The organism is Enterobacter sp. HK-058-C-ECC, assembly GCF_047531125.1.
In the GTDB taxonomy this organism is placed as follows: Bacteria; Pseudomonadota; Gammaproteobacteria; order Enterobacterales; family Enterobacteriaceae; genus Enterobacter; species Enterobacter quasiroggenkampii.
In genome coordinates this window covers 147,243-165,864 of sequence record NZ_JBLKCH010000009.1, presented here as the reverse complement: position 1 = coordinate 165,864, position 18,622 = coordinate 147,243, and the positions used below count along the sequence as shown (strand labels likewise).

Sequence of the window (18,622 nt, the reverse complement as noted above, 5' to 3'; positions counted from 1 at the left end):
AAATTTGAAGATTAGGCGATTTTCACCAGCGCTCGACCGTGGAACTGATTGTCGATGATCTTACTGGCATACTCCGGTGCCTGGCTGAGCGTGATCTCCGTGGCGCTCTGAGTGTAGAAGGATTCCGGCAGGTCGCGTACCAGACGTTCCCATGCCTGCGTACGGCGAGCCGCTGGAGTCATCACGGAATCCACACCCTGCAGGCGGACGTTACGCAAAATAAATGGCATCACGGTGGTGGGCAGGGCAAATCCGCCCGCCAGTCCGCAGGCGGCCACGCAGCCGCCGTAGTTCATCTGCGCCAGGACTTTTGCCAGCACCTTATCACCGACGGTATCTACCGCGCCTGCCCAGACCTGTTTTTCCAGCGGACGGGTTTCAGCGAATTCGTCACGGCTGAGAATGCGGTTTGCACCGAGCTGGCGCAGGTAATCGTGGGTGCTTTCACGACCGGAAACCGCCGCGACCTGATAGCCCAGTTTGTGCAGTAACGTCACTGCCGTGCTCCCCACGCCCCCGCTGGCACCGGTGACGACAATTTCGCCCGATTCAGGGCGGATACCCGCCTCTTCCAGCGCCATTACGCACAGCATCGCGGTAAAGCCTGCCGTGCCGACGATCATCGCTTTGCGGCCATCCATGCCTTTCGGCATCGGCACCAGCCAGTCGCCCTTCACGCGCGCCTGCGTGGCCAGCCCGCCCCAGTGATTTTCACCTACGCCCCAGCCGGTGAGCAGCACCTGCTGGCCCGGGTGGAAGCGCGGATCCTCGCTGGTATGAACCCGGCCCGCGAAATCAATACCTGGCACCATAGGGAAATTTCGGATGATTTTACCCTTACCGGTAATCGCCAGCGCATCTTTATAATTTAAACTGGACCAGTCGATGTCGACGGTTACTTCGCCTTCCGGCAGGCGACTCTCTTCTACCGCCTGCACTGAGGCAAGCGTTTTGCCGTCCTGCTGTTCTAAGATCAAAGCCTGCATACGGGGTCCTCTCGACTCATATGATTGGAAAATAATTTCTGAAGACTATACTCGCTCAGGGAAACGCAGTGCCGATTTAACGCAATAAATTGCCAGATACACCCGATTTGGTAGTATGCCGCATTCGAAATGCAAGTTAGCGCTTACTCGCTACCCCATCAACCCACGGAGTAATCTCAAGGATGCGATTAACGACGAAGTTCTCAGCTTTTATCACTTTGCTGACGGGGCTTACCATTTTTGTCACCCTTCTGGGCTGCTCTCTGAGCTTTTACAACGCCATTCAGGACAAACTGGTCAACCGGGTGCAGTCCGTCGCGTCGGTGATTGATACGCGTCTGCTGACGACGCCGCTACCGGCGCTCACCCGTGAACTCGATGAGTTGATGGTACCTGTTGATATTGTTCAAATCGACATTCTGCAGGGAAAACATCGTGTGTTAAGCCATGAACGGCCGGGAGGTTATCGGCCTGCGGGCGTGGTGAGCCAGTACCGGGAAGTGACGGTGCATTCCCTGAAAAATCCGGGGATGACCATCCACATGGTCTACCTCGATCCGATGGCCAGCTATTTCCGTTCCATGATGACCACCGCGCCGCTCACCGTGGCGGTGGCGTTTATCGTCCTGCTGATCTTTCTCGCGGTCCGCTGGCTGCGCCGCCAGCTCTCCGGACAGGAGCTGCTGGAGATGCGCTCCGTGCGGATCCTTAACGGTGAGCGCGGCCCGCATGTGCGTGGTTCCGTCCACGAATGGCCGTCACGCGCCAGCAGTGCGCTGGATACGCTGCTCTCGGAAATCCAGTTTGCCAGCGACCAGCGCAGCCGTATGGATTCGCTGATCCGCTCCTATGCCGCCCAGGATAATAAAACTGGCCTGAACAACCGCCTTTTCTTTGATAATCAGCTCGCCACGCTGCTCGACGATTCGGAAAAAGTGGGGACGCACGGGGTGGTGATGATGATTCGCCTACCGGACTTTGATCTCCTGCGCGATACCTGGGGACAGCGGGCCGCGGAAGAAAATCTCTTTACGCTGATCAACCTGCTCTCCACCTTTATTATGCGCTACCCGGGTGCGCTGCTGGCCCGCTATCACCGCAGCGACTTTGCCGTGTTGCTGCCGCACCGAACGCTGAAAGAGTCGGAAAGCATCGCCAGCCAGCTGCTGAAGGCGGTGGATGCGCTGCCGCAGAGCAAAATGCTCGACAGGGACGATATGGTCCACATGGGGATCTGCGCCTGGCGTGGCGGGCAATCGACAGAACAGGTGATGGAACATGCGGAAGCGGCCACCCGCAACGCCGTGTTGCAGGGCGCAAACGGATGGGCGGTGTATGATGACTCCCTGCCGGAAAAAGGGCGCGGCAACGTGCGCTGGCGAACGCTGATTGAGCAAATGCTGAGCCGCGGCGGACCGCGTATTTATCAAAAACCCGCGGTCATGAAAAACGGCAACGTTCATCACCGTGAACTGATGTGTCGTATTTTTGACGGTTCGGAAGAGGTTATCTCGGCGGAATATCTGCCGATGGTCCTGCAATTTGGTCTGTCCGAAGAGTATGACCGCCAGCAAATTACCCGGTTAATTCCGTTTTTATCTTTCTGGCCGGAAGAGAGCCTGGCGCTGCAGGTCACCGTGGAGTCGTTAATACGCCCACGTTTTCAGCGCTGGCTACGTGATACATTAATGCAATGCGAAAAATCGCAACGCAAACACATTATTTTTGAACTTGCTGAGGCCGATGTAGGTCAACACATCAGCCGGTTACGTCCGGTGGTACGTTTGATCAATGCGCTCGGTGCGCGTGTCGCGGTGACGCAGGCAGGTTTAACGCTGGTCAGTACCGACTGGATTAAGGCGCTGGATGTGGAGTTATTAAAGCTACATCCAGGGCTGGTAAGGAATATTGAGAAGCGTACGGAAAACCAGCTGCTGGTACAGAGTCTGGTAGAAGCATGCAAGGGAACGCGAACACAAGTATTTGCTACGGGCGTGCGCTCCAGAGGGGAATGGCAGATGTTAACAGAGCGCGGTGTCATGGGTGGTCAGGGGGATTTTTTTGCTGCCTCTCAACCGCTTGACACCAACGTGAAAAAATATTTGCAAAGATACTCTGTTTGACCTGCCGTTTACGCTGTTTTCACGTAGAATATCGCGCCTGTAGCTTTGAGTATGTCGAGCAAAAAGCCAGTGAACGACCTTAACGGGTTACAAACGTCAGTGGGGAACGCTACTGTTTACTCAGCCCTGAGGGAGTCAGGGGATGATTTTGTAACATCAGGAAACGTACTGCACAAATTTTCACCGTTGCAGATGATTTTTGCGCCTTGTCGCTGCTGCGTGTGGTTGGTAAAGTAAGCGGATTTTGTTTTCCGCCCCAGCTTTCAGGATTATCCCTTAGTATGTTGAAAAAATTTCGTGGCATGTTTTCCAATGACCTGTCCATTGACCTGGGTACTGCGAATACCCTTATTTATGTAAAAGGACAAGGCATCGTATTGAATGAGCCTTCTGTTGTGGCCATTCGTCAGGATCGTGCAGGCTCGCCGAAAAGCGTGGCCGCTGTGGGTCATGACGCGAAGCAGATGCTGGGTCGTACCCCTGGCAACATCGCCGCTATTCGCCCAATGAAAGACGGCGTTATCGCCGACTTCTTCGTGACTGAAAAAATGCTTCAGCACTTCATCAAGCAGGTTCACAGCAACAGCTTTATGCGTCCAAGCCCGCGTGTTCTGGTGTGTGTGCCGGTTGGCGCAACCCAGGTAGAGCGTCGCGCAATTCGTGAATCTGCCCAGGGTGCTGGTGCGCGTGAAGTGTTCCTGATTGAAGAGCCAATGGCGGCGGCAATCGGTGCAGGTCTGCCTGTGTCTGAAGCGACCGGTTCCATGGTGGTGGATATCGGTGGTGGTACCACTGAAGTGGCCGTTATCTCTCTGAACGGCGTGGTGTACTCCTCTTCCGTACGTATCGGTGGTGACCGCTTCGACGAAGCCATCATTAATTATGTACGCCGTAACTACGGCTCTCTGATCGGTGAAGCCACCGCAGAGCGTATCAAACACGAAATCGGCTCTGCGTATCCGGGTGATGAAGTGCGTGAGATCGAAGTGCGTGGCCGTAACCTGGCTGAAGGTGTACCACGCGGTTTCACCCTGAACTCCAACGAAATTCTGGAAGCACTGCAGGAACCACTGACGGGTATCGTGAGCGCGGTAATGGTCGCGCTGGAACAGTGCCCACCAGAGCTGGCGTCCGATATCTCCGAGCGCGGTATGGTTCTGACCGGTGGTGGTGCGCTGCTGCGTAACCTCGACCGCCTGTTGATGGAAGAGACAGGTATTCCTGTCGTAGTTGCAGAAGATCCACTGACTTGCGTCGCCCGTGGTGGTGGCAAGGCGCTGGAAATGATCGACATGCACGGCGGCGATTTGTTCAGCGAAGAGTAGTCGAGTTTGAGAGGGTAGCAATTTGCTACCCTTTCTCTCTGACGCGAGAATACGCATAGCCTATGAAGCCAATTTTTAGCCGTGGCCCATCGCTACAGTTTCGCCTCATTCTGGCGGTTCTGGTTGCGCTTGGGGTCATTATTGCCGATAGCCGCCTCGGTACGTTCAGCCAGATCCGAACGTACATGGATACCGCCGTCAGTCCTTTCTACTTTATATCCAATGGTCCCCGTGAACTGCTCGACTCCGTTTCTCAAACGCTGTCTTCACGTGACCAACTCGAACTCGAAAACCGGGCATTACGTCAGGAACTGTTGCTTAAAAACAGCGAACTGCTGATGCTGGGGCAATACAAGCAGGAAAATGCGCGTCTGCGTGAACTGCTCGGCTCGCCGCTGCGTCAGGATGAGCAGAAAATGGTCACTCAGGTGATCTCCACCGTGAACGACCCTTACAGCGATCAGGTTGTGATCGACAAAGGGAGCGTGAACGGGGTGTATGAAGGTCAGCCTGTTATCAGTGATAAAGGCGTCGTGGGCCAGGTGGTTGCCGTGGCCAAACTGACCAGCCGCGTGCTGCTGATTTGTGATGCCACGCATGCGCTGCCGATCCAGGTGCTGCGCAACGACATCCGCGTGATTGCGGCCGGGAACGGCTGTACGGATGACCTGCAGCTGGAACACCTGCCGGCCAACACGGATATCCGCGTGGGCGACGTGCTGGTGACCTCCGGTCTGGGTGGCCGCTTCCCTGAAGGCTATCCGGTTGCGGTGGTCTCTTCGGTGAAGCTGGATACGCAGCGTGCCTATACCGTGATTCAGGCGCGTCCAACCGCCGGTTTGCAGCGTCTGCGCTATTTGCTGCTGCTGTGGGGCGCCGATCGTAACGGGGCTAACCCGATGACGCCTGAAGAGGTGCATCGTGTGGCAAATGAACGTCTGATGCAGATGATGCCGCAGGTTCTCCCGCCTGCGGACTCCATGGGGCCGCCTGCGCCAGTCCCGGCGCCGGCAACCGGGTTAACGCAGCCGCTGCCGGATGCGCCGCCACCGCCTAAACTCTCTTCGGGAGGGCAGTAGTGGCAAGCTATCGTAGCCAGGGACGCTGGGTCATCTGGCTCTCGTTTCTCATTGCACTGTTGCTGCAAGTGATGCCCTGGCCGGATGACATTCTCGTTTTCCGGCCAAACTGGGTATTGCTCATTTTGCTCTACTGGATCCTTGCCCTGCCGCATCGCGTAAATGTCGGCACAGGTTTTGTGATGGGTGCCATACTGGATCTCATTAGCGGCTCAACGCTTGGCGTACGCGCCTTGTCCATGAGCATTATTGCGTACCTCGTCGCACTCAAATTCCAGCTCTTCCGTAACCTTGCGCTCTGGCAACAGGCCCTGGTTGTGATGTTGTTGTCGCTCGCTGCGGATATCGTTGTTTTCTGGGCAGAGTTTTTAGTGATCAACGTCTCTTTCCGACCGGAAGTGTTCTGGAGTAGTGTAGTAAACGGTGTGCTCTGGCCATGGCTGTTCCTGCTGATGCGTAAGGTTCGCCAGCAGTTTGCTGTGCAATAAAAGGTTTCTATGACGTCTTTGTATCTCGCTTCCGGCTCCCCGCGCCGTCAGGAACTCCTGACGCAGCTAGGGGTCTCTTTTGAACGCATCGTGACCGGCATTGAAGAAAAACGTGCTGAGGGCGAAAGTGCTCAACAGTACGTGTCACGTCTGGCGCGTGAGAAAGCGCAGGCGGGCGTGGCCAGTGTGCCACGCGATCTCCCTGTGCTGGGGGCAGATACCATCGTTATCCTGAACGGTGAAGTGCTGGAGAAACCGCACGACGCCGATCATGCAGCGCGCATGCTGCGCAAGCTGTCCGGACAAACGCATCAGGTGATGACGGCCGTTGCGCTGGCCGATCGCCAGCACGTGCTGGACTGCCTGGTGGTGACGGAAGTGACCTTCAGAGTACTTACCGACGACGACATCGCCGCTTATATTGCCAGCGGTGAACCGATGGATAAAGCAGGTGCATACGGTATTCAGGGGCTGGGTGGCTGTTTTGTCAGGAAGATTCATGGCAGCTATCACGCCGTAGTCGGCTTACCGCTGGTGGAAACGTATGAGTTGCTGAGCAATTTTAACTCACTGCGTGAGGGAAGGGATAATTATGACGGCTGAATTGTTGGTAAACGTAACGCCATCGGAAACCCGTGTGGCCTATATTGATGGTGGCATTCTTCAGGAAATTCATATTGAGCGTGAAGCGCGGCGCGGAATAGTAGGCAATATCTACAAAGGTCGTGTCAGTCGTGTACTACCGGGTATGCAGGCGGCTTTTGTAGATATTGGACTCGATAAGGCGGCATTTTTACATGCCTCCGATATCATGCCGCACACCGAGTGCGTCGCGGGCGAAGAGCAAAAGCAGTTTGCCGTGCGCGATATTTCTGAACTGGTGCGTCAGGGACAGGATCTGATGGTGCAGGTGGTGAAAGATCCCCTCGGCACCAAAGGCGCCCGTCTGACCACCGATATCACCCTGCCTTCCCGCTATCTGGTCTTTATGCCCGGCGCGTCGCACGTGGGCGTCTCACAGCGTATTGAGAGCGAAAGCGAGCGCGAGCGTCTGAAAAAAGTGGTCAGCGCCTACTGCGATGAACAGGGCGGATTTATCATCCGTACCGCCGCAGAGGGGATCAGCGAGGAGGACCTGGCGTCGGATGCGGCTTACCTGAAGCGCGTCTGGACAAAAGTGATGGAGCGTAAAAAACGCAACCAGACCCGCTATCAGCTCTATGGTGAGCTGGCGCTGGCGCAGCGCGTTCTGCGTGACTTTGCCGACGCGCAGCTCGACCGCATCCGCGTGGACTCTCGCCTGACGTATGAAGCGCTGCTGGAGTTTACCGCCGAATATATCCCGGAGATGCCAGGCCTGCTGGAGCACTACACCGGGCGTCAGCCGATCTTCGATCTCTATGATGTCGAAAACGAGATCCAGCGTGCCCTGGAGCGTAAGGTTGAGCTGAAGTCCGGCGGCTATTTGATCATCGATCAGACCGAAGCGATGACCACCGTCGATATCAACACCGGTGCGTTCGTCGGCCATCGCAATCTCGATGACACCATTTTCAACACCAATATTGAAGCGACGCAGGCGATTGCGCGCCAGCTTCGTCTGCGCAATCTGGGCGGCATTATCATCATCGACTTCATCGATATGAGTAATGAAGACCATCGTCGCCGCGTGCTGCACTCGCTTGAGCAGGCCCTGAGTAAAGATCGTGTGAAAACCAGCATCAACGGCTTCTCACAGTTGGGGCTGGTGGAAATGACGCGTAAGCGTACCCGCGAGAGCGTGGAGCATGTGCTGTGTAATGAATGCCCAACCTGCCATGGACGCGGAACGGTAAAGACGGTTGAGACCGTCTGTTACGAGATCATGCGTGAAATTGTGCGTGTGCATCATGCCTACGACTCCGACCGTTTTCTGGTCTATGCTTCCCCTGCGGTGGCTGAAGCGCTGAAAGGCGAAGAGTCACACGCGCTGGCGGAAGTGGAAATCTTTGTCGGCAAACAGGTAAAAGTACAAATTGAACCGCTCTATAACCAGGAGCAGTTTGACGTCGTGATGATGTAAGCGCAGTACGCTGCGTGACGAATGCTGACAAGGAGAGATGCGTGAGGCGATTGCCGGGGATTTTATTGCTTACAGGGGCAACGCTGGTCGTGATTGTCGCGTTGCTCGTGAGCGGGCTACGCCTCGTTTTACCGCATCTGGACAGCTGGCGTCCGCAGCTGCTGGCGAAAATCGAATCCACCACCGGCGTGCCGGTGAACGTCAGCCAGGTCAGCGCTAACTGGCAGAATTTTGGCCCGACGCTCGATGTCCGGGATATCAACGCCAGCCTGAAAGATGGCGGCTACCTGAAAATCAAACGCGTGACCCTGGCGCTGGACGTCTGGCAAAGCCTGCTGCATCTGCGCTGGCAGTTTCGCGATCTCACCTTTTATCAGCTCCAGTTCCTGACCAATACGCCGCTGTCTGGCGGCGATAGCGGTCAGGGTCTTGAAGCCAACCGCTTCAGCGATCTTTTCCTCCGCCAGTTCGATCATTTCGATCTGCGCGACAGCGAAGTGAGCTTTATTACCCTTTCCGGCCAGCGCGCCGAGCTGGCGATCCCGCAGCTGACCTGGCTCAACGGTAAGGATCGGCACCGCGCCGAGGGGCAGGTCAATCTCTCAAGCCTGAACGGCCAGCACGGCGTGATGCAGGTGCGTATGGATCTGCGCGACGATGACGGCCTGTTAAATAACGGCAAAGTCTGGCTGCAGGCCGACGATGTGGACGTCAAGCCGTGGCTGGGCGACTGGCTCCAGCAAAATATGCAGCTGGAAACGGCCCGCTTCAGTCTTGAAGGCTGGTTGACCCTGACTAAAGGCGAATTTGCCAGCGGCGATATCTGGCTCAAGCAGGGAGGCGCGAGCTGGAAAGGTGAAAACCAGCAGCATCAACTTTCCGTCGATAACCTCACCGCGCACGTGACGCAGGAGAAAGAGGGCTGGCAGTTTGCCATTCCCGATACGCGCATCACGATGGACGGCAAGCCGTGGCCGCGCGGTGCGCTGACGCTGGCCTGGATGCCGGAGCAGGACGTTGGCGGCACGGCCAGTAAACGCAGCGACGAGCTGCGTATCCGTGCCAGTAACCTGGATTTGGCCGCTATTGAAGGGCTGCGCTCGATGGCGGCAAAGCTCTCTCCTGACCTGGGCGAGATCTGGCTGGCTACGCAGCCGAGCGGAAAGATTGATTCTCTGGCGCTGGATATTCCGCTTCAGGCGACGGAAAAAACCCGTTTCCAGGCGACATGGAAAGATCTTGCCTGGAAGCAGTGGAAGCTGCTGCCGGGTGCGGAGCACTTTAGCGGCAAGCTGGAAGGCAGCGTGGAGAACGGCAGGCTGACGGTTGATATGCACGACGCCAAAATGCCTTACGAGACGGTCTTCCGCGCGCCGCTGGAAATCGAACAGGGCAACGCAGTGCTTAACTGGCTCCGTAACGACAAGGGTTTCCAGCTCGATGGCCGGCATATCGACGTCAAAGCGAAAGCGGTGCATGCGCGCGGCGATTTCCGCTATTTGCAGCCTGAAGGGGATGAGCCGTGGCTGGGGATTCTGGCCGGGATCAGTACCGATGACGGCTCACAGGCCTGGCGCTATTTCCCGGAAAACCTGATGGGGAAAGCGCTGGTAGACTATCTGAGCGGTGCGATTCAGGGCGGTCAGGCGGATAATGCGACGCTGGTTTACGGCGGTAATCCGCATCTGTTCCCGTATAAACATAATGAAGGTCAGTTCCAGGTTCTGGTGCCGCTGCATGACGCCACTTTCGCGTTCCAGCCGGGCTGGCCCGCGCTGAAAAACCTGGATATCGAACTTAATTTCCTCAATGACGGCCTGTGGATGAAGTCCGACAGCGTGGCGCTGGGCGGCGTGACGGCCAGCAACCTGACGGCCAACATTCCGGACTACTCAAAAGAGAAGCTGCTGATTGATGCCGACATCAACGGTCCCGGCAAGGCGGTGGGACCGTACTTTGAGGAGACCCCTCTTAAAGAGTCGCTGGCCGCGACGCTTCAGCAGCTCCAGCTTGATGGCGATGTGAATGCTCGCTTACATCTTGATATCCCGCTGGACGGTGAGATGACCACCGCGAAAGGCGACGTCCGTCTGAAGAACAACAGTCTGTACATCAAACCCCTTGAGAGCACCCTGAAAAATCTCAACGGGCAGTTCAGCTTTGAGAACGGTAACCTGAAGAGCGAGCCGCTGACCGCCAGTTGGTTTAATCAGCCCGTGAATATCGACTTCACGACCACAGAGGGTGAAAAGGCGTATCAGGTGGCCGTCAATCTCGACGGCAACTGGCAGCCAGCGCGAATGGATGTCCTGCCGAAACCGATTGAGGCGTCCGTGGAGGGTGCGGTCGCCTGGAAAGGTAAAGTGGCAATAGACCTGCCTTATCACGCGGGTGCCCAGTACAAGGTCGACATCGCGGGCGATCTGAAAAACCTTCACAGCCAGCTGCCTGCGCCGCTGGATAAACAGGCCGGACAGCCGCTGCCGGTGAAGCTGAACGTGGATGGCAACCTGAACAGCTTCGCGCTGACCGGCAGCGCGGGCGGGACGAACCATTTCAACAGCCGCTGGTTGCTTAACCGCAAGCTCACCCTCGACAAAGCCATCTGGACGACGGATAGCCGCTCCACGCCACCGCTGCCGGAGCAGGCGGGCATTGAGCTGAATCTTCCGCCGATGGACGGTGCAGAGTGGCTGGCGCTGTTCCAGAAAGGCGTTGGGCAAAACGTCGATGAAACCGCCCAGTTCCCGCAAGCCATTACCGTACGCACGCCGTCGCTAATGCTCGGCGGGCAGCAGTGGAACAACCTGAGCATTGTCTCACAGCCTGGCGCTAACGGTACGAAAGTGGAAGCCCAGGGCAGAGAGATCAACGGTACGCTGACCATGCGCAATCACGCGCCGTGGCAGGCGGCGATCCGCTACCTCTACTACAACCCGGCAAGCGCCGCGAGCGGGAAAGACAAACCGGCTGCGACGTCGCCGCTGAGTCAAATCTCCCGCGTCGATTTTAGCGGCTGGCCCGATCTCCAGCTGCGCTGTGCAGAGTGCTGGCTGTGGGGGCAGAAATATGGCCGCATCGACGGTGATTTTGCCATCCAGGGAAACACGCTTACGCTCTCGGGCGGCCTGGTTGATACCGGCTTCGGCCGCATGACGGCGGGCGGGGAATGGGTGAATAATCCGGGCGAGCAGCGGACGTCCCTCAAGGGCGACATTAAAGGAAACAAACTGGATGCAGCAGCCAATTTCTTTGGCATCAGCACGCCGCTGCGCGGTTCGTCATTTGACGTTAATTACGATCTTCACTGGCGCGACGCACCGTGGAAGCCGGATGAGGCCTCGCTTAATGGCATTTTGAAAACCCACTTCGGCAAAGGTGAGATCGCCGACGTGAGCACGGGGCGCGCCGGCCAGATCCTGCGCCTCCTCAGCTTTGATGCGCTGCTGCGCAAGCTGCGCTTCGATTTCAGCGATACCTTCAGCGAAGGGTTCTACTACGATTCCATCCGCAGTACGGCGTGGATTAAGGACGGCGTTCTGCATACGGACGATACGCTGGTGGATGGCCTGGAAGCGGACATTGCCATGAAAGGCTCCGTTAACCTCGTGCGCCGCGAGCTGGATATGGAAGCCGTGGTGGCACCGGAAATTTCCGCGAGCGTGGGCGTTGCGGCGGCCTTTGTGGTGAACCCGATTGTCGGTGCGGCGGTGTTTGCCGCCAGCAAAGTGCTGGGGCCGCTGTGGAGCAAGGTCTCCATTCTGCGCTACCGCATTACCGGTCCGATCGATAAACCGCAGATTAACGAGGTGCTGCGCCAGCCGCGCAAAGATGCACAGCAATGATTTGACGTGGGCAGGTAATTGCCTCACTCTCAATAAATACGATCTTTATACCGCCACGGGCGGCAACGAACGAGTAGCAATACGATGAGTCTGAACCTGGTAAGTGAACATTTGCTCGCAGCGAACGGCCTGAGCCATCAGGACCTGTTCTCCATTCTTGGTCAACTGACCGAACGCCGTCTCGACTACGGCGACCTTTATTTCCAGTCGAGCTATCACGAATCCTGGGTTTTAGAAGACAGCATCATCAAAGATGGCTCTTACAACATTGACCAGGGCGTCGGCGTCCGCGCCGTCAGCGGCGAGAAAACCGGTTTTGCCTATGCGGATCAGATTAGCCTCGCCGCACTTGAGCAGAGCGCGCAGGCGGCGCGCACCATTGTGCGTGATACCGGTGATGGACGTGTGAAAACGCTGGGAGAAGTGCAGCACTCTGCGCTCTATACCAGCATCGATCCGCTGCAGAGCATGAGCCGTGAAGAGAAGCTGGATATTCTGCGTCGCGTGGACAAAGTCGCCCGCGCGGCGGACAAACGCGTGCAGGAAGTCTCAGCCAGCCTGAGCGGTGTGTATGAACTGATTCTGGTGGCGGCAACCGACGGCACCCTGGCGGCTGATGTCCGTCCGCTGGTGCGTCTCTCCATCAGCGTGCAGGTCGATGAGGACGGCAAACGCGAGCGCGGCTCAAGCGGCGGCGGCGGTCGTTTTGGCTATGACTGGTTCCTGGGCGACGTTGACGGTGAAGCGCGCGCTGACGCGTGGGCAAAAGAAGCCGTGCGTATGGCGCTGGTGAATCTGAATGCCGTCGCGGCACCGGCGGGGTCATTCCCGGTGGTGCTGGGTGCCGGCTGGCCGGGTGTGCTACTTCACGAGGCGGTGGGCCACGGTCTGGAAGGCGATTTTAACCGTCGCGGGACGTCCGTGTTCAGCGGTCAGATCGGGCAACTCGTCTCCTCTGAGCTGTGTACCGTGGTGGATGACGGCACCATGCTTGACCGTCGTGGCTCGGTGGCTATCGACGATGAAGGTACACCAGGTCAGTACAATGTGCTGATTGAAAACGGCGTGCTGAAAGGCTACATGCAGGACAAACTCAACGCGCGCCTGATGGGCGTCGCGCCGACGGGCAACGGACGTCGCGAATCTTACGCGCACCTGCCGATGCCGCGCATGACCAACACGTATATGCTGCCGGGCAAATCCACGCCGCAGGAGATTATCGAATCCGTTGATTACGGTATCTTTGCGCCAAACTTTGGCGGTGGCCAGGTGGACATCACCTCCGGTAAGTTTGTCTTCTCTACCTCAGAAGCGTACCTGATTGAGAAGGGCAAAGTGACCAAAGCGGTGAAAGGTGCGACGCTGATTGGCTCCGGTATTGAAGCCATGCAGCAGATCTCGATGGTCGGTAACGATCTGAAGCTGGATAACGGCGTGGGCGTCTGCGGTAAAGAGGGCCAGAGCCTGCCGGTGGGCGTGGGCCAGCCAACGCTGAAAGTGGACAACCTGACGGTAGGCGGCACAGCCTGACCTGAATCGGCATAAAAAAATGGCGCTACTGATGTAGCGCCTTTTTTTTAACGTAAGTTACTCAGCGGTATCTCCGGATCCGGCTCGTGCGTGATGCGGTTACGCAAGTCACGACGAATAATTTCGATCGACCAGAACCAGACCAGATGGCCTACGATCTCTGAAACGTGTTCATACCACGGCAGCTCAAGCAGCGGTGGCGTCAGCCCCATCAGCGGGAAGGAGATCATATGCACAAAGAGCTGAGCTAACGCACCCGCCAGCAAACCCTGCCAGAGTTTAATTTTCGGGAAGACTTCAGCCACGACACAATAGCCAACAGCGAAGACGATTGAGAAAATAATATGCGTCACGCCAACCCAGTTAAATATATGTCCGGCAAATGTATAAACTGCCGCGTTAGGATCAACAACGCCCAGCCAGTCGCGTAAAAATACATAGGGAGGGTTTAAAAAATTGCGGGAACAGTCAATCTGGCTTGCGGCTCTTATTAATTGCTCGGGTCCACATGCGCCGGTGAATAAGTCGGTGGGGCTGCGTGGCGGAAGCGGTACTTCGGCTCCCCATTTGACAAACGCGGAGACAATCCCTGCAATTAAACCGATGAACGCGGCGAGTCCATAGCGCCTGCGTGAAGGCGGTGTTTGTTCAAATAGATTCATTTCTTTTCCTTGTTTAACGTCATCCTGCGGAATACATTTTATTATTCATATCAGCAACAAATTAATAACAGTCTGACGAGCAGACTGCATATAAAGTAATGGGCTGGTAGCGGCAGTGTCAATTCTCTATTCCTGATAGTGGCGAAGGAATATTCCTGAATCAACAAGGGATTCATCCTGGGAATATTCATTGCTCCTATGCGTTCAGAAATAAATTGATTATTCCTTTCTTCTTCCTCGCATCCCCTGAAACAGCTCCGCCACGTCCACAAAATACTCGGTCAGATAGTTAATACATACCTGGACTTTCAGCGGAAGCTTATCTTTTTCGGTATACAGGGCGTACACCGGACGCGGATCGGACTGGTAGCGCGGGAAGAGGATCTCCAGCACGCCGCTGTTGATCTCGTTGATCACCCACATCAGCGGCACGTAGGCGATCCCGGCACCGGCCACCAGCCAGCGCGAAATGGTCATCGGATCGTTAGTGACAAACCGTCCCTCCGGCAGCAGCCGGGTGGAGATCCCCTCCGGGGCAATCAGCTCAAATTCATTGTCGGGCCGCACGCTGTACTCCAGCCACGAGTGGTTGGTGAGGTCGGCGGGTTTCTCCGGCACACCGTACTGGGCCAGATAGCTCTTCGAAGCGCAGACGACCATCGGCATGCTGCCCAGCCGACGCGAGAACAGGCTGGAATCCTGCAGCGCGCCGACGCGGATCACCACGTCCAGACCGTCGGCTATCAGATCCGGCGCCGGGATACCCGTCACCAGATTAACGGTAAGCCCGGGATACTCTTTCAGCATATCCGCCGTCATGGCAGCGAGAACATTTTGTGCCATAGTTGAAGAACACCCGATGCGCAGCGTGCCGATGGGAGTGTTGTTGAAGGCGTAGAGCTGTTCGTGAACATCCTGCACTTCAAGCAGCATACGGCGACAGCCCTGATAGTAAATTTTGCCCGCTTCCGTCAGCCCAATGCTGCGGGTGCTGCGGTTGAGCAGCTTGACCTGAAGCTCATCTTCCAGTTTAGACACCGTCTGGCTGATGGATGAGACGCTCATCTGAAGCTGGCGTGCAGCGGCGGTAAAGGAGCCCAGTTCAACCACTTTGGCGAAGACTGACATGCGTTTTAAACGTTCCATTGTTCACTCTGGCTTAAAAGTGATTTAGATCACATATTATAGATAACAGCATAACAGTTACGTTAATATATTATTTATTACATAACGGCTGCGCCATTCTCGCCCGGCGTTTCTTGCTCTCCTGCGATGGCGTGCGCTAAAAAATTCTGAAGCCTGCACTCTCTCTAATCAAGGTCAACATGAGTCTGTTTCCCGTTATCGTGGTGTTCGGTTTGTCCTTCCCACCGATATTTTTCGAGCTTCTTTTATCACTGGCGATCTTCTGGCTGGTGCGCAAGGTGCTGGTCCCTACCGGGATCTACGATTTCGTCTGGCACCCTGCATTGTTCAATACCGCGCTGTATTGCTGCCTGTTCTACCTGATATCGCGCATGTTTGTCTGAGGTTGATGTGAAAACGCTAACAAGAAAAATCTCCCGCACTGCCATCACCATGGCGCTGGTTATCCTCGCCTTCATCGCTATTTTCCGCGCCTGGGTCTATTACACCGAATCACCGTGGACGCGTGATGCACGCTTCAGCGCCGATGTGGTGGCGATCGCCCCTGACGTGGCCGGTCTCATCACGGCGGTCAACGTACACGATAACCAACTGGTGAAAAAAGATCAGGTTCTGTTCACCATCGACCAGCCTCGTTACCAGAAAGCACTGGAAGAGGCGGAAGCGGACGTGGCCTATTACCAGGCGCTGGCTGCGGAGAAACGCCGCGAAGCTGGCCGCCGTAACCAGCTTGGTGTTCAGGCAATGTCCCGTGAAGAGATTGATCAGTCCAACAACGTGCTGCAAACCGTGCTGCACCAGCTGGCGAAAGCACAAGCAACGCGCGATCTGGCGAAGCTCGATCTGGAACGTACCGTGATCCGCGCACCGTCTGATGGCTGGGTGACCAACCTTAACGTCTATGCCGGGGAATTTATTACCCGTGGCTCAACCGCCGTGGCGCTGGTGAAACAGAACTCCTTCTACGTACTCGCCTATATGGAAGAGACCAAGCTGGAAGGCGTACGTCCGGGCTACCGGGCAGAAATCACGCCGCTGGGCAGCAACCGCGTCTTTAAAGGTACCGTCGACAGCGTCGCCGCAGGGGTGACCAACTCCAGCAGTTCGAACGATGCAAAAGGGATGGCAACGGTGGATTCCAATCTCGAGTGGGTGCGTCTGGCCCAGCGCGTGCCGGTCCGTATCCATCTGGACGAACAGCAGGGCAACCTGTGGCCTGCGGGTACCACGGCGACGGTGGTGATTACCGGTGAAAAAGATCGGGATGCCAGCCAGGACTCGTTCTTCCGTAAAATCGCCCACCGTCTGCGCGAGTTTGGTTAATCGCTATGGGCATCTTTTCCATCGCCAGCCAGCACATTCGCTTCGCCGTGAAGCTGGCGTGTGCCATTGTGCTGGCGCTGTTTGTTGGCTTTCACTTCCAGCTTGAAACCCCTCGCTGGGCAGTGCTGACGGCTGCGATTGTCGCGGCGGGCCCGGCCTTTGCTGCGGGTGGGGAACCCTATTCAGGCGCGATCCGCTATCGCGGGATGCTGCGTATCATCGGGACGTTTATCGGCTGTTTCGCGGCGCTCACCATTATTATTCTGATGATCCGCACGCCGCTGTTGATGCTGATGGTGTGCTGTATCTGGGCGGGTTTTTGCACCTGGATCTCGTCTCTGGTGAAAGTGGAGAACTCCTACGCCTGGGGGCTGGCGGGCTATACCGCGCTGATTATTATCATCACCATCCAGTCCGAGCCGCTGCTGGCTCCGCAGTTTGCGGTGGAGCGATGCAGCGAAATTGTCATTGGTATCGTGAGTGCGATTGTCGCGGACCTGCTGTTCTCCCCGCGCTCCATCAAGCAGGAAGTCGACCGTGAGCTTGACGCGCTGATTGTTGCTCAGTACCAGCTGATGCAGCTCTGCATCAAGCACGGCGACAGCGAAGAGGTGGATAAAGCCTGGAGCGGGCTGGTTCGCCGCACGCAGGCGCTGGAGGGGATGCGCAGCAATCTTAATATGGAGTCGTCACGCTGGGCCCGCGCTAACCGTCGTCTGAAAGCCCTTAATACGGTCTCGTTAACGCTGATTACCCAGGCGTGTGAAACCTATCTGATTCAGAACACGCGCCCGGAAGCGGTCACCGATACCTTCCGCGAACTGTTCGCCGAGCCGGTGGAAACGGTGCAGGACGTGCACAAGCAGCTGAAGCGTATGCGCAGGGTGATCGCCTGGACAGGGGAGCGCGACACGCCAGTAACCATCTACACCTGGGTCGGCGCCGCGACGCGCTACCTGCTGCTGAAACGCGGCGTGATCGGGAATACCAAAATCAGCGCGGCGGAAGAAGAAGTGCTGCAGGGCGAAGTGGTGATCAAGGCGGAATCCGCCGAGCGCCATCACGCGATGGTTAACTTCTGGCGTACGACGCTTGCCTGTATGCTCGGCACGCTGTTCTGGCTGTGGACGGGCTGGACGTCCGGCAGCGGCGCGATGGTGATGATTGCCGTCGTGACCGCACTGGCGATGCGTCTGCCTAATCCGCGTATGGTCGCCATCGATTTCCTGTACGGCACCATTGCCGCCCTGCCGATAGGCGCGCTCTACTTTCTGGTCATCATCCCGTCGACGCAGCAGAGCATGCTGCTGCTCTGTATTAGCCTGGCGGTAATGGCGTTCTTTATCGGCATTGAAGTGCAAAAGCGACGTCTGGGATCGCTGGGGGCGCTGGCGAGTACGATTAACATCATCGTGCTCGATAACCCGATGACCTTCCATTTCAGCCAGTTCCTCGACAGCGCGTTAGGTCAGCTGGTGGGCTGTTTCCTGGCAATGATGGTGATTCTGCTGGTCCGCGATAATTCGCAGGCAAGAACGGGCCGCGTGCTGTTGAACCAGTTTGTGTCGGCCGCCGTGTCGTCGATGACAACCAACACCGCGCGCCGTAAAGAGAACCATCTGCCCGCGCTCTACCAGCAGCTGTTTTTACTGCTGAACAAGTTCCCGGGCGATATCGGCAAGTTCCGGCTGGCGCTGACCATGATCATTGCACACCAGCGTCTGCGTAACGCACCGGTGCCGATCAACGACGATCTGTCGGCCTGGCACCGCCAGTTGCGTCGTACCGCTGACCACGTGCTTTCTGCCAGCAGTGATGACAAACGACGTCGCTACTTTACGCAACTGCTTGAAGAGCTGGATATCTACCAGGAGAAGCTTAAAACCTGGGAAGCGCCGCCACAGGTGACCGAGCCGGTAGGACGGCTGGTGTTTATGCTGCATCGCTACCAGAATGCCCTCACGGATAGCTGACCGAAGTAAAAAAACCGACGCCAAAAGCGTCGGTTTTTTTGTGGCTATACTTATTCCAGCACGTTCTTACATTTCAGGAA

Annotated in this window: 14 protein-coding genes; 11 read left to right on the top strand and 3 right to left on the bottom strand. The window is 56.6% G+C overall.

Going from position 1 to position 18,622, the window contains the following annotated elements:
* Positions 1 to 11: 11 nt before the first annotated feature.
* Complete coding sequence (locus ACMWJS_RS17560) at positions 12 to 986, bottom strand: MDR family oxidoreductase (RefSeq protein ID WP_414747357.1); 975 nt, start codon at positions 984 to 986, stop codon at positions 12 to 14.
* Between the two features lie 182 nt (positions 987 to 1,168).
* Here ACMWJS_RS17560 and csrD point away from each other — a divergent pair, with 182 nt between their 5' ends.
* From csrD to tldD, 8 genes are all read left to right on the top strand, one after another.
* Positions 1,169 to 3,109 carry an RNase E specificity factor CsrD gene (gene csrD, locus ACMWJS_RS17555; protein ID WP_414747356.1) on the top strand — a complete coding sequence of 647 codons (1,941 nt, stop codon included), beginning with the start codon at positions 1,169 to 1,171 and terminating at the stop codon, positions 3,107 to 3,109.
* 281 nt (positions 3,110 to 3,390) lie between these two features.
* On the top strand, positions 3,391 to 4,434 hold the full coding sequence (mreB, locus tag ACMWJS_RS17550) for a rod shape-determining protein MreB (protein ID WP_000913396.1): 1,044 nt from the start codon (positions 3,391 to 3,393) through the stop codon (positions 4,432 to 4,434).
* A gap of 62 nt (positions 4,435 to 4,496) precedes the next feature.
* Complete coding sequence (mreC, locus tag ACMWJS_RS17545) at positions 4,497 to 5,513, top strand: rod shape-determining protein MreC (RefSeq protein ID WP_032650442.1); 1,017 nt, start codon at positions 4,497 to 4,499, stop codon at positions 5,511 to 5,513.
* Positions 5,513 to 6,001: a rod shape-determining protein MreD gene (gene mreD, locus ACMWJS_RS17540; protein WP_023309399.1), complete on the top strand. Its 489-nt coding sequence runs from the start codon at positions 5,513 to 5,515 to the stop codon at positions 5,999 to 6,001. Before mreC ends, mreD begins: the two co-directional genes overlap by 1 nt.
* Before the next feature lie 9 nt (positions 6,002 to 6,010).
* On the top strand, positions 6,011 to 6,604 hold the full coding sequence (locus tag ACMWJS_RS17535) for a Maf family protein (RefSeq protein ID WP_045910135.1): 594 nt from the start codon (positions 6,011 to 6,013) through the stop codon (positions 6,602 to 6,604).
* On the top strand, positions 6,594 to 8,063 hold the full coding sequence (gene rng, locus ACMWJS_RS17530) for a ribonuclease G (RefSeq protein WP_008502847.1): 1,470 nt from the start codon (positions 6,594 to 6,596) through the stop codon (positions 8,061 to 8,063). Before ACMWJS_RS17535 ends, rng begins: the two co-directional genes overlap by 11 nt.
* 41 nt (positions 8,064 to 8,104) lie before the next feature.
* Entirely contained in the window at positions 8,105 to 11,908 is a 3,804-nt protein-coding gene (yhdP, locus tag ACMWJS_RS17525; protein WP_414747355.1) for an AsmA2 domain-containing protein YhdP, read from the top strand.
* A gap of 84 nt (positions 11,909 to 11,992) precedes the next feature.
* A complete protein-coding gene (gene tldD / locus ACMWJS_RS17520) occupies positions 11,993 to 13,438 on the top strand; it encodes a metalloprotease TldD (RefSeq protein WP_045910133.1) in 1,446 nt (481 codons plus the stop codon).
* 47 nt (positions 13,439 to 13,485) lie between these two features.
* Here tldD and ACMWJS_RS17515 read toward each other — a convergent pair whose 3' ends face one another.
* Positions 13,486 to 14,100 carry a YagU family protein gene (locus ACMWJS_RS17515; RefSeq protein ID WP_334761215.1) on the bottom strand — a complete coding sequence of 205 codons (615 nt, stop codon included), beginning with the start codon at positions 14,098 to 14,100 and terminating at the stop codon, positions 13,486 to 13,488.
* Between the two features lie 219 nt (positions 14,101 to 14,319).
* Positions 14,320 to 15,246 (bottom strand): HTH-type transcriptional activator AaeR, encoded by a 927-nt coding sequence (aaeR, locus tag ACMWJS_RS17510; RefSeq protein WP_023309395.1) that lies wholly within the window; start codon positions 15,244 to 15,246, stop codon positions 14,320 to 14,322.
* A gap of 179 nt (positions 15,247 to 15,425) precedes the next feature.
* Here aaeR and aaeX point away from each other — a divergent pair, with 179 nt between their 5' ends.
* Genes aaeX through aaeB form a run of 3 tightly spaced genes read left to right on the top strand, consistent with a single transcriptional unit; the run spans position 15,426 to position 18,542 of the window.
* Positions 15,426 to 15,629 (top strand): p-hydroxybenzoic acid efflux pump operon protein AaeX, encoded by a 204-nt coding sequence (aaeX, locus tag ACMWJS_RS17505; RefSeq protein WP_003860416.1) that lies wholly within the window; start codon positions 15,426 to 15,428, stop codon positions 15,627 to 15,629.
* 7 nt (positions 15,630 to 15,636) lie between these two features.
* Entirely contained in the window at positions 15,637 to 16,569 is a 933-nt protein-coding gene (gene aaeA, locus ACMWJS_RS17500) for a p-hydroxybenzoic acid efflux pump subunit AaeA (RefSeq protein ID WP_023309394.1), read from the top strand.
* A 5-nt stretch (positions 16,570 to 16,574) separates the two neighbouring features.
* Positions 16,575 to 18,542 carry a p-hydroxybenzoic acid efflux pump subunit AaeB gene (aaeB, locus tag ACMWJS_RS17495; protein WP_045910132.1) on the top strand — a complete coding sequence of 656 codons (1,968 nt, stop codon included), beginning with the start codon at positions 16,575 to 16,577 and terminating at the stop codon, positions 18,540 to 18,542.
* Positions 18,543 to 18,622: the final 80 nt, after the last annotated feature.

Excerpts from the sequence above, each read along its gene's own strand:
- aaeR (WP_023309395.1), bottom strand. The coding sequence starts at position 15,246 with ATGGAACGTTTAAAACGCATGTCAGTCTTCGCCAAAGTGGTTGAACTG.
- mreB (WP_000913396.1), top strand. The coding sequence starts at position 3,391 with ATGTTGAAAAAATTTCGTGGCATGTTTTCCAATGACCTGTCCATTGAC.
- ACMWJS_RS17535 (WP_045910135.1), top strand. The coding sequence starts at position 6,011 with ATGACGTCTTTGTATCTCGCTTCCGGCTCCCCGCGCCGTCAGGAACTC.
- aaeX (WP_003860416.1), top strand. The coding sequence starts at position 15,426 with ATGAGTCTGTTTCCCGTTATCGTGGTGTTCGGTTTGTCCTTCCCACCG.
- ACMWJS_RS17560 (WP_414747357.1), bottom strand. The coding sequence starts at position 986 with ATGCAGGCTTTGATCTTAGAACAGCAGGACGGCAAAACGCTTGCCTCA.
- ACMWJS_RS17515 (WP_334761215.1), bottom strand. The coding sequence starts at position 14,100 with ATGAATCTATTTGAACAAACACCGCCTTCACGCAGGCGCTATGGACTC.
- csrD (WP_414747356.1), top strand. The coding sequence starts at position 1,169 with ATGCGATTAACGACGAAGTTCTCAGCTTTTATCACTTTGCTGACGGGG.
- tldD (WP_045910133.1), top strand. The coding sequence starts at position 11,993 with ATGAGTCTGAACCTGGTAAGTGAACATTTGCTCGCAGCGAACGGCCTG.
- rng (WP_008502847.1), top strand. The coding sequence starts at position 6,594 with ATGACGGCTGAATTGTTGGTAAACGTAACGCCATCGGAAACCCGTGTG.
- aaeB (WP_045910132.1), top strand. The coding sequence starts at position 16,575 with ATGGGCATCTTTTCCATCGCCAGCCAGCACATTCGCTTCGCCGTGAAG.
- mreC (WP_032650442.1), top strand. The coding sequence starts at position 4,497 with ATGAAGCCAATTTTTAGCCGTGGCCCATCGCTACAGTTTCGCCTCATT.